Origin of the sequence: Mesorhizobium qingshengii, from assembly GCF_027563465.1 — a bacterium.
In the GTDB taxonomy this organism is placed as follows: domain Bacteria; phylum Pseudomonadota; class Alphaproteobacteria; order Rhizobiales; family Rhizobiaceae; genus Mesorhizobium; species Mesorhizobium qingshengii_A.
In genome coordinates, this window is the sequence record NZ_JAPFQA010000035.1 from 1 (window position 1) to 17,046 (window position 17,046).

At 59.9% G+C, this 17,046-nt stretch carries 15 protein-coding genes and 2 pseudogenes; 12 read left to right on the forward strand and 5 right to left on the reverse strand.

The features are described from left to right. The 10 genes from OOJ09_RS31240 to OOJ09_RS31285 all read left to right on the forward strand — a co-directional run. Window positions 1-835: amino acid permease (locus OOJ09_RS31240; RefSeq protein WP_269908905.1), on the forward strand; the 835-nt coding region annotated here is incomplete at its 5' end. Then, window positions 832-2,073: an arginine deiminase gene (arcA, locus tag OOJ09_RS31245; RefSeq protein ID WP_269908906.1), complete on the forward strand. Its 1,242-nt coding sequence runs from the start codon at window positions 832-834 to the stop codon at window positions 2,071-2,073. The genes OOJ09_RS31240 and arcA, both read left to right, overlap by 4 nt. A gap of 20 nt (window positions 2,074-2,093) precedes the next feature. Beyond that, entirely contained in the window at window positions 2,094-3,095 is a 1,002-nt protein-coding gene (gene argF / locus OOJ09_RS31250; protein ID WP_269908907.1) for an ornithine carbamoyltransferase, read from the forward strand. A 5-nt stretch (window positions 3,096-3,100) separates the two neighbouring features. Then, window positions 3,101-4,036: a carbamate kinase gene (gene arcC / locus OOJ09_RS31255; RefSeq protein WP_269908908.1), complete on the forward strand. Its 936-nt coding sequence runs from the start codon at window positions 3,101-3,103 to the stop codon at window positions 4,034-4,036. Window positions 4,037-4,433: 397 nt separating this feature from the next. Then, a complete protein-coding gene (locus tag OOJ09_RS31260) occupies window positions 4,434-4,565 on the forward strand; it encodes a hypothetical protein (RefSeq protein WP_269908918.1) in 132 nt (43 codons plus the stop codon). Then, a complete protein-coding gene (locus tag OOJ09_RS31265) occupies window positions 4,562-4,954 on the forward strand; it encodes a hypothetical protein (protein ID WP_269908919.1) in 393 nt (130 codons plus the stop codon). The genes OOJ09_RS31260 and OOJ09_RS31265 overlap by 4 nt, the downstream gene beginning before the upstream one ends. Window positions 4,955-4,992: 38 nt before the next feature. Beyond that, entirely contained in the window at window positions 4,993-6,270 is a 1,278-nt protein-coding gene (locus tag OOJ09_RS31270; RefSeq protein ID WP_269908909.1) for an MFS transporter, read from the forward strand. A 25-nt stretch (window positions 6,271-6,295) separates the two neighbouring features. Further along, the gene (locus OOJ09_RS31275) at window positions 6,296-6,862 is read left to right on the forward strand and encodes a general stress protein (protein ID WP_269908910.1); all 567 of its coding nucleotides are present in this window, start codon (window positions 6,296-6,298) and stop codon (window positions 6,860-6,862) included. Between the two features lie 134 nt (window positions 6,863-6,996). Continuing rightward, window positions 6,997-7,776, forward strand: a complete 780-nt coding sequence (gene ppk2, locus OOJ09_RS31280; RefSeq protein WP_269908911.1) for a polyphosphate kinase 2 — start codon at window positions 6,997-6,999, stop codon at window positions 7,774-7,776. A gap of 375 nt (window positions 7,777-8,151) precedes the next feature. Beyond that, complete coding sequence (locus tag OOJ09_RS31285; protein ID WP_269908912.1) at window positions 8,152-9,948, forward strand: ABC transporter ATP-binding protein/permease; 1,797 nt, start codon at window positions 8,152-8,154, stop codon at window positions 9,946-9,948. Between the two features lie 159 nt (window positions 9,949-10,107). Here the strand turns inward: OOJ09_RS31285 and mgtA are convergent, their stop codons facing one another. From mgtA to OOJ09_RS31300, 3 genes and pseudogenes are all read right to left on the reverse strand, one after another. After that, on the reverse strand, window positions 10,108-12,735 hold the full coding sequence (gene mgtA, locus OOJ09_RS31290; RefSeq protein WP_269908913.1) for a magnesium-translocating P-type ATPase: 2,628 nt from the start codon (window positions 12,733-12,735) through the stop codon (window positions 10,108-10,110). A gap of 481 nt (window positions 12,736-13,216) precedes the next feature. Next, complete coding sequence (locus OOJ09_RS31295) at window positions 13,217-13,567, reverse strand: c-type cytochrome (protein ID WP_269908914.1); 351 nt, start codon at window positions 13,565-13,567, stop codon at window positions 13,217-13,219. A 127-nt stretch (window positions 13,568-13,694) separates the two neighbouring features. Next, window positions 13,695-13,931, reverse strand: a pseudogene (locus OOJ09_RS31300) (Fic family protein); the annotation flags it as partial. A 139-nt stretch (window positions 13,932-14,070) separates the two neighbouring features. Between OOJ09_RS31300 and fixJ the strand changes: the two are divergent. Then, window positions 14,071-14,684: pseudogene (gene fixJ, locus OOJ09_RS31305) on the forward strand (response regulator FixJ). On the opposite strand, the gene OOJ09_RS32040 reads toward fixJ, so the two are convergent. Continuing rightward, entirely contained in the window at window positions 14,681-14,998 is a 318-nt protein-coding gene (locus OOJ09_RS32040; RefSeq protein ID WP_333474504.1) for a hypothetical protein, read from the reverse strand. The pseudogene fixJ and the gene OOJ09_RS32040 sit on opposite strands and share 4 nt — an antisense overlap. Before the next feature lie 332 nt (window positions 14,999-15,330). On the opposite strand from OOJ09_RS32040, the gene OOJ09_RS31320 reads away from it, so the two are divergent. Continuing rightward, complete coding sequence (locus OOJ09_RS31320; RefSeq protein ID WP_269908915.1) at window positions 15,331-16,584, forward strand: MgtC/SapB family protein; 1,254 nt, start codon at window positions 15,331-15,333, stop codon at window positions 16,582-16,584. A 208-nt stretch (window positions 16,585-16,792) separates the two neighbouring features. Here OOJ09_RS31320 and OOJ09_RS31325 read toward each other — a convergent pair whose 3' ends face one another. Continuing rightward, the gene (locus OOJ09_RS31325) at window positions 16,793-17,044 is read right to left on the reverse strand and encodes a DUF982 domain-containing protein (protein WP_269908916.1); all 252 of its coding nucleotides are present in this window, start codon (window positions 17,042-17,044) and stop codon (window positions 16,793-16,795) included. Window positions 17,045-17,046: the final 2 nt, after the last annotated feature.

A 17,046-nucleotide genomic window follows, 5' to 3' on the forward strand; every position in this document is an offset into this window, starting at 1 on the left:
ACAGGTGAAGAGCACGATGCTGGTGACCCTGTGGGTGTTCATCGGCATCGAAGGTGCCAGCGTATTTTCCGGCCGGGCCGAGCGCCGCAAGGACATCGCCACGGCGACAGTTCTAGGCTTCTTCACTTGTCTCGCGCTGTACGCCCTGGTGTCGTTGCTGTCGCTCGGAATCCTCAGCCAGCCTGAGCTCGCCGCGCTCAAGAACCCTTCAATGGCAGGCGTGCTGGAGGCGGTTGTCGGGCCCTGGGGCGCTATTCTCATCAACATCGCGCTTGTCGTGTCGGTGGTTGGCGCCTTCCTGAGCTGGACGCTGCTTGCCGCCGAAATTCCGCATGTCGCCGCCAAGGACGGGACGATGCCGAAATTCTTCGGCCGCGAAAGCGACCGTGGCGTGCCGTCAACCTCGCTTTTAATCACCAACCTGCTCGTCCAGGCATTCCTGCTGATCACGCTGTTCGCGCAAAGCACCTACCAGGCGCTGTTCTACATCGCATCAGTGGCGATCCTGGTGCCTTATATCTTCTCCGGCGCTTACGCGGCCAAGCTCGCGCTGACCGGAGAGAGCTATGCCAGCGGCGAGCAGCGCGCCGGTCCGCTTTTCGCCGGACTGCTGGCTACGGTCTACGGGCTGTGGCTCGTCTACGCGGCGGGCCCCGCATACCTCTTCATGGCAGCGATCCTCTATGCGCCCGGCATCATCTTCTACATCTGGGCTCGCCGCGAGGCCGGAGAGAAGAGCTTCACTCTCATCGAGGCATTGGTTGCCGCGGCCCTTGTTGCCGCCAGTGTTGCCGCCGCCTACCTCATCTGGAACGGGAGCATCAGCCCGCTATGAACGCACCTGACACCACGACCCAACTCGGCGCATTTTCTGAGATCGGCCGTCTCCGGGAGGTGCTGGTGCACCGCCCCGATCTCAGCCTGCAAAGGCTGACGCCGGACAATTGTAAGGCTTTGCTCTTCGACGATGTCCTCTGGGTCAAGAAGGCACGTCAGGAACATGACATCTTCGTGGATGCGCTACGCGAGCGTGGCGTCACCGTCCTTGACTTTGGCACCCTCCTCGGTGAGACCCTTGCCATTCCCGAAGCAAGGCGATGGCTGCTCGACCGGCGCCTAAGCGCAGGGTCGGTCGGTGACGACATGGTCGGCGAGATGCGTAGCTGGCTTGACGAAATTCCGGCCACCGAGCTTGGCCGTCTCCTGATCGGCGGTATCGCTCGCGCCGAATTGCCCTTCGCGCCGATTGGGCTTGCCGCTCAGACGATGGAACCGCAGGATTTCGTGCTGCCGCCGTTGCCCAACCAGCTCTTTACCCGCGACAGTTCCTGCTGGATCTATGGGGGCGTCACAATCAACCCGATGTACTGGCCGGCGCGCCGCCCGGAAGCAGTCAATCTCGCCGCCGTCTACCAGTTTCACCCTCATTTTACGAAGGCATCTTTCGAGACATGGTTTGGCAATGCCGACGCCATACCCGGCATTGCCACGCTTGAAGGTGGGGATGTGATGCCACTGGCGAATGGCGTCGTTCTGATCGGAATGGGCGAACGCACCACGCCGCAAGCAGTGGCAACGCTCGCAGCGCGTCTGTTCGCCAAGGGTGCCGCCGAAAGGATCATTGCCGCGCTCATGCCGCGCGATCGTTCCTTCATGCATCTCGACACCATTTTCACCTTCTGCGATCGCGATCTGGTCACCGCCTATCCGCCAATCGTCAATCGGGTGCGGGCTTTTTCGCTTCGTCCCGGCGACGGCCCGACCGGCATCGAGATTACCGCTGAGGGGCTGCCATTTCTGCAGGTCGTCCAGCAGGCCCTTGGTCTCGAACACTTGCGGGTTATAAACACAGGCGGCGACAGCTACGAGGCCGAGCGCGAGCAATGGGACGACGGCAACAACGTCATCGCCATCGAGCCCGGGGTCGTCATCGGTTACGACCGCAACGTGTACACCAATACATTGCTTCGCCGGGCGGGTATCGAGGTCATCACCGTTTCGGGCTCCGAGCTCGGACGGGGGCGCGGTGGCGGCCATTGCATGACCTGCCCGCTGGCGCGCGACCCCCTCTGAGATCCTGGAAGGACCTGCAAATGCCCATCAATCTGCGCGGCCGCTGCCTGCTCACGCTCGACGACTATTCGCCGGCCGAAATCCGCTTCCTCCTCCGGTTGGCCACCGAACTCAAGGCTGCAAAATACGCCGGCACCGAGCAACCGCGGCTGCTGCGCCGAAACATCGCTCTGATCTTCGAGAAGGATTCGACACGCACACGGACGGGGTTCGAGGTAGCCGCCTATGACCAAGGTGCCCATGTCACCTACCTTGGCCCCGGCGGCAGCCATATCGGCCATAAGGAATCAATGAAGGATACCGCACGCGTGCTTGGTCGGATGTACGACGCGATCGAGTATCGAGGCTTTGGCCAGAAGCTCGCCGAGGAGCTCGCCGCCCACGCCGGAGTGCCGGTCTACAACGGCCTCACCGACGAAACACATCCAACGCAGACGCTCGCCGACTTCATGACGATGCGCGAATTCACCCACAAGCATCTTTCCGATCTCACTGTCACCTTTCTCGGTGACGGGCGGGACAACGTCGCTCTGTCGCTCGCAATAGGCGCCGCCAAGGTCGGCATTGATATGCGCATCGCTGCACCCCGCAATCTCTGGCCCGATGAGGCCTTTATCGATCATTTCCGAACGCTCGCCAAAGATACGGGCGCACGATTGACCGTCACCGAAAGCGTCGAGGAGGCGGTGAAGGGGGCAGATTTCCTCTACACCGACGTCTGGCTGTCGATGGGCGAGGACGAGGCAGCGTGGCCGAGCCGCATAAAAGACCTTACACCTTATCGGGTCACGGGCGAAGTGATGGCGGCGACCGGCAATCCGTTTGCAAAATTCATGCATTGTCTGCCGGCCTTCCACAATGCGGAAACCCAGGTTGGTGCCGACATCGCCAAAAGGTTCGGCATCGACTGTATGGAAGTCACTGACGAGGTTTTCGAGTCCGCCGCCTCGATTGTCTTCGATCAGGCTGAAAACCGCATGCATACGATCAAGGCGATCCTCGTCGCCACGATTGCGGGCTGATCGCGATGCGCATCGTCATCGCTCTCGGCGGCAACGCGCTGCTGAAGCGTGGCGAACCCATGACGGTGGAAACGCAACGGGCCAATGTCCGCCGTGCCGCCACGTCGCTTGCGGCGCTGATCGGTGCCGGCCACCAAATTGTCGTCACCCACGGCAACGGGCCGCAGGTCGGCCTTCTTGCCCTTCAGTCTGCCGCGGGTCCAAAGGACGGCGCCTATCCGCTCGACATTCTCGGCGCCGAGAGCGAAGGAATGATCGGCTATCTGATCGAGCAGGAACTTGATAACGTCCTGCCCGCCGGCGCGATGCTGGCGACGCTTCTGACCCAGATCCGGGTGAGCCCATCCGACCCGGCCTTTCTTCATCCGACCAAGCCAATCGGCCCGGTCTATGACGAGGTGACCGCGCGTCGGATCGAAGTGGAACGTGGCTGGCAGATCGCTCGCGATGGCGAGAAATGGCGCCGCGTCGTTGCTTCGCCCGAGCCTCTGGAAATCCTGGAAATGAAAGTGATTTCGATGCTGGTCGAGCGCGGCGTTACTGTCATTTGTGCTGGCGGGGGCGGCATACCGGTTGTTGCGCGAAATGACGGCAGCCTGTTGGGCATTGAAGCCGTCATCGACAAGGACCGCGCCAGCTACCTTCTTGCCCGCCAGGTGGGCGCCGACATGCTTTTGCTGCTAACGGACGTCGACGCCGTCTATCTTGATTTCGGCAAACCTGAGGCGCGCCGTATTGCGCGCACGGGCGCATTGTCGCTCACAGGAGCTCAGTTTGCTTCTGGTTCGATGGGCCCAAAGGTTGAAGCAGCGACGATGTTCGCCACCGAAACCGGCCGTCTCGCCGCCATTGGCCGCCTCGAGGATGCCGTTGCGATCCTGCGTGGCGAAGCTGGAACGACAATCGAAGCCGGTAAGTCGGAAATCGAAATACGCCGATAGCTGGCCAACAGGCGGCTCGGTGATAGTCGACGAGCAGCCTACGGCAATCCTCTACGCGTGCCATCTAGGTAGCGCGGCCTCGCGAGGGCTCGGGCCGGGTCAGCAACGTCGGCTTCCGACATGTCTGTTTCAGCTCAGTGGATTGCATCACAATTCGGCTGCTTGGCTGCTGACCATGCACGTCACGTCGGGCGTAGACGGCGGAAACATAAGTGTCTGCCGATGCCACATATAACTGCCGATGCCACATATAAAAAGACTCTGGTTAGTCGATCGCGAACTTGTTTGGCAGAACGCGAAGTGGACACCATTAATCGAGTCCATTTTGATGCAGAACAAAGTCAGGCACTCGGCGCCAAGGCATTCTGTCCGACACTAAGGTCACAGGAGAACAAAAATGGACGGCATCAATGACGCGCCGGCGCTGACGGCGGCCGATGCCGAGCAGAGGGCGGCGGCACCAATGTGGCCCGTGAACCAGCCGACGCAACGGGGCTACACGGCCGGGTCGGAGACATCGCCGCGATGATAAACTCAAACGACCATTGCCAGATGCGCATTGGCAGAAGAAGTTTTCCGTTCGAATACTACATACTCAATATCGTTGGCCCCGCTGCCGAGCGACCTGGTGGATGCACTGTCGTCGGCAAACTTGCAGACCGGCCAATCTTCGCCACAATCATAGATTTCTCCGGCGACCGCTATCACTACGTTGGGCTTGCCACGCGCCTTTCTGATGGACAGTACGATGTCGAATCGCTCTCACCTGGTGAATGGATCGTCGATCCAGGATTGATCTATATATCGGAGGACGTATTGGTCCACTCCACGATAGCGATGCGGGAAAGGGCGGTGATCCAATCAAGATCTAGCTTAGCCTCCACCCTTGCACTTACCCCAGGCATCGCAACATCATGACAGACCGCCCCACATCCACGGGTGTACCGCCGACCACAATGGTTGTGCTGATGCTGTCTGTCTTCACGGTATCGATGGGTTATGGCATCATATTGCCCCTGCTCCCATACCTGATCGAGCGGCTGCTTGGCACCAGCGGTGATGCGGCGCAAGTTTCGCGCGCAACTGGCCTGCTTACAGGTCTTTACACGCTATCGCTCTTTCTCTTTGCCCCAATGTGGGGGCACTTGTCCGACCGATTCGGACGCCGCAGCATTCTTTTGATCGGGTTGATCGGGTTCGGCGCGACCATGATGACCTTCGCCTTCATCGAAAACCTGACCGCAGTTTATGCCGAGCGCTTCCTGAGCGGTATGTTCGCTGCCGCAGTCACACCGGTTGCTTTGGCTGCAATAGGCGACCTCGCGACGACTGAAGAGGCGCGAGCCCGCCGCCTTACCTTTGTCAGTTTGGCCGGAATCGCTGGGTTTTTGCTCGGACCCATGCTGGGGGTCTTCATTGCGCGCGGCGCGGCCAATATGTTCCCTGTCGTCAGTGCGGCCGGATCCCTTGCCCTCCCCCTTGCAGGGGCAGCAATCCTGTCGCTTCTCGTGGCGGGTGCCGCCACGATAGCGGTCCCGGGAACGAAGCGGAGCGCTGCTGCCCTACAGCATGAGCAACCTGCTTCGGCAGCGACCGCGTGGCTCGTTCCCAAGCTTCTGTCTATCGCTTTCATTGTCTCTGCCGGCATCGGCGTATTTGAAGTCGGATTGGCGCTTCGCGGAAAACAGGAACTCGGGCTGACGCCATTTCAGATCGCGCTGATGTTCACAGAGTGCAGCTCGGTAATGTTCGTCGTGCAGGCGATCGTATTCTCGCCGTGGATCAAGCCCGAAACGACGCGTTGGTTCATCGCGCCGGCCCTGGCTATCCTGGCAGTTGGACTGTTTCTCGTTCCTCGTGCTTCCAACTTTGCGCTGATGCTTGTGGTGATTGGCGCAGTGGCCGCGAGCGCCGGTATTCTCTCACCGATCCTGACCTACTGGATCTCAAGAAAGGCCGGCAACGCGCAGGGAGCGGAACTCGGCAAGCAAACGGCCGCCGCGAGCCTGGGGGCGGCCGTCGGATCGGCAGCCGGAGGCCTCTTGTTCAATGTGGCCTGGCTACCCAACGCCTCGTTCCTGCTCGTTACCGTCCTGACCGCACTAGGTATCCTGCTCAGCCTTGGCTTACCGAACAGGCTTGTGGCTCGCAAACAGGGCAAAGCCGACGGCGATGACCGCCGTCCTACGCCCAAGCCCCCCAGTTCGGCCAAAACAGGCCGATTCATCGCCTGAACTTTCACTTGAAAAGGAACACATCATGACCAAGAATGACGCAGTCGTTGCCGTATTCACCGACCACCGCTTAGCCGAAGCCGCCGTCCGAAAGCTCGCTAAAAGTGGGCTAGACATGAAGCACTTCAGCATCGTCGGCAAAGGGTATCATACGGAAGAGAAGGTAATAGGTTTCTACAATACCGGTGATCGGGTCAAGTTCTGGGGCCAGAACGGTGCAGTCTGGGGCGGTCTATGGGGCCTGTTCTTCGGCGGAGTTTTCATGACAATTCCTGTTGTGGGTCCGGTCATGGTGCTCGGACATCTTGCTGCCATGGTGTTCGCAGTGGTTGAGGGGGCGGTTGTCGTCGGCGGCCTCAGCGCGCTCGGAGCAGCCTTGTTCGGTCTCGGCATCCCCAAGGACAGCGTGATCCAGTATGAGGACGCGTTGAAAGCCGATGGATTCCTGCTCGTCGCGCACGGCCCCGTCGAAGAGATGGCCCGAGCCAAAACGATCCTTGAAACGACCGAAGCGGTTCGTCTCGATCTGCATCAAGACGTGAAAGACATGGCGAAGCTCCCTGCCGACCATGAACACCACGCGGTGGGTTGATCGCAAAAAAACAGGGTGAGGGGCGATCGGCGGTTGGTCGCCCCAGCCCCGGTAAGCTTGGCGCCACCCAAGCAGATTAAATCCATGGCCGACCGAGCCATACGGAAACAACTCTTGAAGCGAGCTTGATCCAAATGTCTACTGACAAAGAGAACCGCGAAAAGAACAACGACAAGGCCGAGTTGAAGACTGCGCAGATCGAGTTGGTGAAGTTGGAACGCCATGTCATCGAGACCGGGCAGAAAATCCTGGTGATTATCGAGGGACGAGATGCTGCCGGCAAGGACGGCATCATCAAGCGGATTGTCCAACACCTTTCACCGCGCGAAGTACGCGTGGTCGCCTTGGCCAAGCCCTCCAACCGAAACCGTAAGGCGTGGTATTTTCAGCGCTACGTCAAACATTTTCCGGTCGCCGGCGAAATCGTCCTATTCAATCGCAGTTGGTACAACCGCGCAGGCGTTGAGCGCGTCATGGATTTTTGCTCAAAAGAAGAATACGAGACATTTCTCAAGACTGCGCCGATGTTCGAGGATCTTCTGGTGCATTGCGGCATCACGCTCGTGAAATACTATCTCGATATTTCGAAGGAGGAGCAGAAGAAGAGGCTTAAGGAGCGTCGCGATGACCCCCTGAGCCAGTGGAAGACCAGTCCCATCGACGCGACTGCCGTAAAGCACTGGGAGGATTACAGCGATGCTCGCAACGAGATGTTGGCGCGGACCCACACGATTGCAGCGCCGTGGATGATCGTCAGGGCCGACGACAAGCCGTTGGCCAGAATCAACCTTATCCGGGACCTCCTGACCCGGTTGGATTTCGAAGGGAAAGATCGCAAAGCCGATCTTCCAGATCCCAACATCGTCTTCAGCTTTCATGAAAATGCAATCAGCAATGGGTTGCTCGCGAAATAAATGACACCACAGGGCATAACGTTGCTGGCGTCAAAGCCGTGAGGGATAATCTCTTCTGCGCCGGGCCGCTGTTCTTCATTTTGGTTTCCTGGGCGCGAGGCGATCATGCGACTATCGCGACGCTGGGCTATCCGACCATGTGGAAATCGGGAAGCTCGGCTCGCTTGCAACTGAGGCGCGCTGCGCGAACCTCCCTATCTGGCTGCAAGTCTAGACTGACGCCCCAAGCCGGTCGAGAAAGGACCGCTAGCCCATAAGCATCGTTTCCCGAACCATATATATCCGGGCCGAACCATTCGCCGCGATCGATTTCCGCAGAAGGGCTACATGCGCCGTCAACGCCTGTAACCGCTTCCGAACGCAAGGGTTTCACACATGGCTGATCATCCGGATGTCGAGGCCAGCAGCCTTCGCGAGCAGCTGGCAACGATCAGACAGGCCCTTGCCGGGTCGCCGATGCGCAAGGCACTGTTGTGGATGTCGGTTGGCATCATGCTCGTCATTGTGGCGACGTCGATCGGGCAAGTTCTGCTCAACCGCTGGAACCAGCCTTTCTATGACGCGCTCGCACGCCGCGACATGCAGGCCTTCCTGGACCAGCTTCTCGTCTTTGCCGCCATCGCCGGGGGGCTGCTGGTGCTCAATATCGGCCAGACCTGGCTCAATCAGATGATACGGTTGAAGCTGCGCGAAGCGCTGACGCTCGATCTGATCAGCGAATGGATGTGGCCGGCGCGCGCTTTCCGGCTCGCCAATGTCGGCGCCATCGGCGTCAATCCCGACCAGCGCATGCAGCAGGACGCCGGCCACCTTTCCGATCTTTCGACGGATCTCGGCGTTGGCCTGCTGCAGTCATTCATCCTGCTTGCTTCCTTTGTTGGCGTTCTGTGGCAGCTGTCATCGGGTTTCGTCTTCCATATCGGTGCAACGTCGCTGGCCATACCGGGTTACATGGTCTGGGCCGCGTTCCTTTATGCTGGCACAGCCTCATGGCTGAGCTGGCTGGCCGGACGCCCGTTGATCCGTCTCAACAGTGATCGCTACACGCGGGAGGCAGAGCTCCGCTCCTCGATGGTTCGCGTCAACGAGAATGTCGATGCAATCGCGCTTGCGCATGGCGAGGCCGATGCGAAACGACAGCTCGAGCTCGACCTGGGGACGTTGCTGGGCGCCATGCGGAGCATCTACAGCGCCCAGATCAACCTGTCCTGGGTTACCGATACCTATGGGTGGATCACTGTTGTCGCGCCGATCCTCGTCGCGTCTCCGATCTATTTCGCGGGCGATATCAGCTTCGGCGGGCTGATGATGGCGGTCGGCGCCTTCAACCAGGTGCATTCCTCGCTGCGCTGGTTCATCAACAACATAGGCGCCATCGCCGACTGGCGGGCCACGCTGATGCGTGTCGCCGATTTCCGCATTGCGCTTGCTGAAACGGATCTGCTCCACTGCACGGAAAGGCAGATCGAGTTCGGCGAAAACCCGGATGGCAGGCTGACATTCGAGAAACTAGAGGTCGCGTCTCCGGACGGGTGTACGAAACTCGCCGAGCCGCATGTGGAAATCCGCGCCGGTGAGCGTGTCATGATCACGGGAGAGTCGCGCGCCGGCAAGACGCTGTTCTTTCGCGCCGTTGCTGGTCTGTGGCCGTGGGGGAGCGGGCGCATCGGCATGCCGGCCGGAGAAGTGCCCGTTTTCGTTCCACGCACCCCATATTTCCCGCTCGGCACGCTGCGCGACGTCCTCAACCACGCAGATGGCACCATGAAGGTCGACGATGCCGACATTTCGGCGCTGCTGGCCGAGGTCGGTCTCGAGCGTCTGTCGTCTTCGCTCGAGCGTTCCGCGCGCTGGGAGCATGAACTGAATGACGACGAGCAGCGCCTGCTTGCCTTTGCCAGGCTTGCCTTGCGGCTGCCGAAATGGGTGATCATCGATGAGGCGCTGGATGCGTTCGACGACACGACGCTGAGACGGGTGTTCTCGATGATGGAGAAGCGTCTCGCCGGTGCCGCCATCCTCAACATCGGTCGCGGACAGCACAACATTGAATTCTTTCCACGCTCATTGACGATCGTGAAAGATACGGCCGGGCCGGCTCTCAAGCCCGCCCGTGTCAGGGCCGGTGCGATCGAGCCACCGCCGATCGCTGCTGCCCGTCGAAAGAGGTAGCCGGCTACGCGCGTCCAAGCGATGGAACATCATGGTCCGACCATGCTCGACGCGCATAGCTTGCTTGCCTGTCTTGCTTGCGCTCCGGCAACACCTCTGGCTGCATCCGCCGATACCATTGCCGTGGATGTCGAGCCGGTGCTGGCGTCATGCAGCATATCATCGCAGATAGGCTGAGTGGGGTATGGGGCCGCTGCTGATGGTCCGCCCTGCCCTCGATCGATGCGAATGTCTGCTCTCGTGATCGAAGAACCAGCGCTTGGTTACCTCCGAGGCCAACAGATACAGTGCGGTGATGGCGACGAGCCCGACAAGCACGGGCAGCGGCAGCGGCACGAAGCCGAAGTACGCGGCGAAGGGCACGTAGGGTATAGCGATCGCGAAAACCGCGACAGCCAGTGTAAGCCATCCAAGCAGGGGGCTGGGGCGGCTCGTCCAGAACGCCTTGTGCGTGCGCACAATGAGCACGATTGCGAGCTCTGTCAGCAGTGACTCGACGAACCATGCGGTCTGGAAGGCGGCCGCTGTCGCATGTGCGAAAAACAGCAGGAAAGCGAACGTTGCAAAGTCGAATAGCGAGCTGACCAAGCCAAAGCCGATCATGAATCGCCTGACGAAGCCGATGTCCCAGCGACGCGGCCGGCGCAATTGGTCTGGATCGACATTATCGCTGGCAATAGCCAGCGAGGGAATGTCCGACAGGAAATTGTTGAGCAGGATCTGCGCCGCCAGCAGCGGCAGGAAAGGCAGGAACAGCGAGGCGACGGCCATGCTGATCATGTTGCCGAAATTGGCGCTGGTCGTGATGGAGATGTATTTCATCGTGTTGGCGAAGGTCTTGCGGCCATCGTCAACGCCACGCACCAGAACGCCCAAATCCTGCCTGAGAAGAATGATGTCGGCAGCCTCGCGTGCGACATCGACCGCGGTGTCGACCGAGATACCGATATCAGCTTCGTGCAGGGCGGGCGCATCGTTGATGCCGTCTCCCATATAGCCGACGACATGGCCCCGGCTTCGGAACGCCTCGACAATGCGTTCTTTTTGATTGGGGTCGATTTCGACAAACAGGTCGGTCTGCTGCACGGCTGCGAACAGAGCGGTTTTTGTCAGCTTCGACAGATCCTCGCCAGTCATGATCCTGTCGGCGCGCAAGCCAACCGCCGTGGCGAGATGCGCTGTGACATAGCGGTTGTCGCCCGAAATGACCTTTACCGCGATGCCCCTGTGGGCAAGCGCGGAAAGCGCCTGCTTGATCCCCTGCTTCGGCGGGTCGAGGAAGAGCAGGAAGCCGGCGAAGGCGAGACCGGTCTCGTCCTTCCTGGAAAGGGCACCCCCGCTTTCGAAACGGCGGATAGCCATACCCAGGACCCGATAGCCGTCCGCGCTCCAGCGTCTAAATTTCTCGTCGATCGCGGCACGATGCGTGTCCCCCAGGGGTTCCAACCCATTCGCGGTTCGAAGGAACTTGCAGGCCTCGAGGACATTTTGCACTGCACCCTTGGTGATCAGAAGGTCTTCGGCACCGTTGTGGTGGACAGCAACGGACAGCCGCTTGCGGATGAAGTCGTAGGGAATCTCATCGACCTTCGTGAAGGACCTCAATGTTGCACCGTCGTCGCCTTGGGCACTGGCTATCGCTTCGTCCAGCGGGTTCTTCAACCCGGTCTGCATGGTGGCGTTGAGCCGTGCCCAAAGCAGGATATCCGTCGATGGATTGCCATCGACATCGAGCCACCCATCGAGGTGGATGACACCTTCGGTCAGCGTTCCGGTCTTGTCTGTGCAGAGCAGGTCCATGCTGCCCAAATTCTCGATGGCATCGAGCCGGCGCACGATGACGCCGTTGGCTGCCATGGCACGGGCACCCCGAGCCAGGGTCACACTGATGATGGCCGGAAGAAGTTCCGGCGTGAGGCCAACCGCGAGTGCCAGCGAAAAGAGCAGCGATTCAATGAGCGGTCGATGGAGCAGCAGATTGGCGAAGAACACGATGATGACGATCACCAGCATGATCTCCGTCATCAGGTATCCAAAGCGTCTGATGCCCCTGGCAAACCCCGTTTCGGGGATACGTCGCTCGAGGGCCGCGGCGATTGAAGCGAACTCGGTGCGTCCACCGGTCGCCGCCGCCAGCACGGTCGCGGTGCCGCTGCGGACCGAAGTGCCGGTGAAGACAGCGTTGCTGCGCTGCGCGACGGAAGCTTCTGGCGCCGATCGACCCGGTGTTTTCACGACCGGAAACGTCTCACCGGTCAGCACCGCCTCGCTGACATTGAAATCGCGTGCATCCAGAATGACACCGTCCGCGGGAATGAGGTTTCCAGCGGAGAGCCGGATCACGTCGCCAGGCACGATGTCTTCGGCATTGATGGCGCATTCGGCACCGTCGCGCAGGACAATAGCCTTGTGGGAAACACGCTGTTTCAGCGCTTCTGTCGCTCGCGACGCGCCATATTCCTGGGTGAAGCTCAGGACGCAACTCGCCAGCACAATCGCGCCGATGATCGCGGCCTCCTGGCCCTCACCAACAAAAGCCGACACGCCGGCCGCAAAAATGAGGATCAGGACCAGTGGACTACGGAACTGCCCCACAAATATCGTCAAAGCCGATGTGCCGGATCGCGCCTCCGGCGTGTTTCGGCCGAATTTTGCAAGCCTTGATGCGGCCTCGGAGGCGGCGAGCCCCGAGCCAGACGTCTCGAGACGTTTCAGGAGGTCATCGGCCTCGATCGACCAATAGGCATCTTCACCGATAGCGCCTACGGATGCCGGAACTGGTTGCATTGGGATTCCTCTCAAACCGTCGGCATACCGACTGGTCAAATCTCGCTGGGTGAGATGGGATATCGTTGGATGTAGTAAGTGCGCCCGATAGCCCTCATCGCTTTGACGCGGGTCAAAAGGCGCATTTTGCCAATCTCCGTCACGAATCTCTTCTCGATCGGTTTTGCGTACAGGGCGATGAGTGATAATCAGATCGCGTTGCAGGTCCCCAGATCAAAGGATTTCATGTGAACACCAGGGAAGGACGTGATTTTGTCGGTCGGCTAAACGATGCTGAAATCGGCATTGCCGTTCGGTGAGAGCGAAATTGGCAGACTGATGTTGTTTTATGACTGGTCGGCTTAGCCGATCGGCCCGATTGAGTCCTGCGCGCCCACACTCAACACCGTCTGCTCGATGCTTCCGGCACGTATGCAGCGCGCGTCCTGGATCATGCGAGCCGCCCGCGCCCTGCCGCTATCCCCGACTGGCTTGCGGCCGGTCACGGTTTTTGCAGGCTTTCGATATAGGCGATGATCGCCGCGATCTGATCGGGATTCGCAACCCATTCGGGCATGTCCGGGTGCCCGGTTGAAATGCCTTCGGCGAGTGCCTCCTCAAGATCGGTGATCGGATAGCGTTGCGAAAGGGTGCGAAATGCGGGAGCGTCAGGATGTTTGCTCTTGCCAGTTTTCCCGACAGCGTGACATCGGGCGCAGTTGGTTTCGACCAGCGCTTTCCCATGCGACGCGGAATCCGCCTTGGCCTGCACAGCGTACAGGCCAAGTGTTGCGAGGAGGATTGCCGCGCACGCACTATTTTGGAATAGTCCTCCGATGGATTTCACAACCATTGGAAAATCCTAGCCGATTGGATTTGGACGGCTTTGATCTCGGTCAATCCGATTGCATGATCGTCCGGGCCACAATACGCTCGTGCTACTCGCGAATGCATTGAGTGGCGGTTCTGCAAAAGCCAAGCACGTGGATCAGTACCGCCTCGATCAATGCCGGCAGGCGCGATTGCTCTTCGTGCATAAAGCGCCCGAGTGCACCGAGGCATGCATCGAGCTCAGCGGGTGGTGGCGGCACGAACAGCGCATTGCCGGGTCGGGTGCCACCAATCCAGTTTTGCGAACGGCGGAATTCGCCGGGATCTTTGATTCCACCGCGACCACTGTGAAGCAGGCGCGCATGCATCTCACAAATTAGACGCAGGGGAGAGGCGTTAGAAGTCCAAAAAATGTTGCACTTTTCGGACATGGCGATGGTCCCGTTCAACAGGTAGTGATTTGCGCTGGCCGGCGGAACCGCTTTCCAGTTCACTCTGCCCATCATAGAGAAAGAACAGTTGCCAATGGCCGGGAATGAACTTGTGCATGTGGTCTATGACGACGTCGACGTCCGCAGTCGCTTGGTTTTCTTCTGGCGACAGCTGACTTTGCCGTGCGCCTGCACGAATCGGCCACCGCCTTTCTGGCTACGGCGACGGGCAATCTCGACGGCTGCATCGTCACCGATGTGCGCATGCCCAGCATTGACGGCATCGAGTTCCTGCGCCAGCTCAGAACCCGCGGACATACGGTTCCGGTAATTGTCATGACGGGTCATTCCGATGTGGCGCGCGCCGTTCAGGCGATGAAGGAAGGCGCCGCCGATTTCATCGAAAAGCCGTTCGACGACGAAATACTGATCGTTGCGATCCGCTCTGCATTGGAGAATCGCAATCGGGCAGATGCAACGCACCCTCAATCCGCGGAAATCCGCGGTCGTCTATTGACGCTGTCGGAGCGTGAGCAGCAAGTGCTGGACGATCTTGTGTCCGGCATGCCGAACAAGACGATTGCCTATAATCTGAGCATCAGTCTGCGCACGGTCGAGATCCATCGCGCCAATGTCATGAGCAAGATGGGCGCGAACAGCCTGTCGCATCTCGTTCGCATAACTTTGATCGTGGAATCCGAACACTAAAGAGAGCCACCGAGGAGCTTGCCATTGTTTGCCGATACCCTCTCCGACTTCCAGTCGCGCCAGTGGGTTGGGTGAATATCGACGCGCACGCCGGTCGCGGCGTTCTTCCAGCCTTCCCGCCCTCTTATGCAGGGGAACACAAGCGCATGCTCGCCATCCTCGTTAAAGACAGCCAGTTCGAGGTCCCATGATGCGTCGAAGCGGCAGGTCTCGCCTTGATTTGGATCATTTTCGGAAAGCGCCGGTGCAACGTCGAATCTGCCCCGGCGTGCGCCTCGCCGCCTGCGAGGGCCGAACCGACTTTTCTTGAACAAGCTGCAAATCGACGGCTTAATCGTAATCGATGACCGCGCTGGTGAGTTGACTAGAATTCTTTGGAGAATTGCAATTGCAGAATATCAATGGTTGCTGAGTCAGTCACATCGGGCATGCTGCTGAGGACATTGTGGAGCGATGGTTCATCGAGAGCGGCGCTGCCGCCAAGGCAGGCTAGCGAATAGCGCAATGTCAAATTGAAGGTGCAATAATGATCCTCTTCCATGGCGGGCGCGAGCTTGCACGCACATCCGGCGCAATGACGGCCGGGCAAATCGTCAGGTGGGTTCGCGACCACCCGCCGATGGTCAGCGTCTAAGACCGTAAAACCATGGATCCGCTCATCGCCCGGCTCGGGCTTGCACTGGCAATAGGCCTTCTCGTCGGATTGGAGCGCGGTTGGCGGGAGCGTGACGCGCCCGATCGCAGCAGGACGGCCGGAATTCGCACCTTCGGCATATCTGGACTGCTCGGCGGCATTCTCGCAGCACTGGCAAATGCACTCGGTGCAGTGTCCGTGCTGGTCGGCGGTTTTATCGCCTTCGCGGCAATCTTCGCCTGGTACAAGGCACGCGAGGCCGCCCATGACCAGGATTTCAGCGTTACAGCGGTGATAGCAGCTCTCGGCGTGTTCGCGCTCGGTGCGCTTTCGGTCGCCGATGACTACCGGGCCGCTGCTGCCGGAGGGGCGGCACTCGCGGCTGTCCTTGCCAGTCGCGAGATCCTGCACGGCCTCTTGCAGCGGCTGACCTGGATCGAACTTCGTTCGGCGCTGATCCTGGCGGTGATGACCGCGATCGTCCTGCCCTTGCTGCCAAACCGGACGATAGATCCATGGGGCGGTTTCAATCCATGGGAGGTCTGGTTCCTTACGGTGCTGATGGCGTCGATATCCTTCGCTGGCTATGTCGCCGTTCGCATCCTGGGAGATACGCGCGGTCTGCTCGTCAGCTCGCTCGCCGGCGCAATCGTCTCTTCCACCGCCGTGACCATGGCGCTTGCCCGCAACGCTGTGTCCGCAAGCAATCCGCTGCCCCTCGCCGGTGCGGCTTCGCTAGCGGCTATGGTTTCGGTGCTACGCGTCTGCGCCGTGGTGCTGATTGTCGAGCCCAGCGTATTCGTCGTGGTCGGCATTCCGGCGATTGCAGCGGCGCTCGCCTTTGCCGGCTGCGGCGCATTCCTATTGGTCCGCGGCGGCGGGGAACACAAAAGTGACGGACTGGCACGTAACCCCTTCGAAGTGGGCCCGCTGCTGCTGTTCGCCCTGCTCTTTGCGGTTGTCGCGACAGCGAGCGCTGCATTGGCAGCTCAATTCGGCGGGCGCGGCTTGCTGGCGAGCTCGACGCTGGCAGGCACGTTCGACGTCGATGTCTCGGTGCTCAGCGCGCTGCGCCTGGTCAAGCAATCGGTCGCTATCGAGACCGTCGGCCAGGCGGTGCTCGCGGCGCTGGCGGCAAACGCCGTCGGCCGTCTGTCGCTGGCCCTATTTGCTGGCCCAGTGAGGTTCTGCTTGCCGTTGGTCGGCGCAACCCTGATCGCTGCGCTCACCGGTTACGGCGCCATGCTGCTGTCACCGACCTTCTGACAACGCCGGGTTTTCACAAGGTCGATGACGAGGAAGGCTTGCCACAAAAACTTATCTCCTGTTGGAAATGCTATTGAACGGGCCGCAGTATGGGACATGAGCTGGGATTGATGGTCGGCTCCCGCGTGACAGTCGCAAATTGCAGAACAGCCATGAGAAAGAAAAACATCTCACAGGTGGCCGGAGTACGCTTGGCCGGCGGGATATCTTAGGCCCACTTCCACATTCGGTTTCCGGCTTGATGCCATTCGATTGGGACTGCCGTTTCCCCAGTTCTAACGAGAATTCCACTGATTCTCGCAAAGCTGGCAAACGCTTGTTGAGCCTGCTCTGCCGACAGCTGCCCGGAAAATGCAGCGTTGCAGCTATTGAACGCACACCCAAACACCGGACCACGACGCCCCGTCGGCCACCGTCTCAGAAACCGGAAAGCATCGGCGACCGAGCCGACTTCCTGCACTG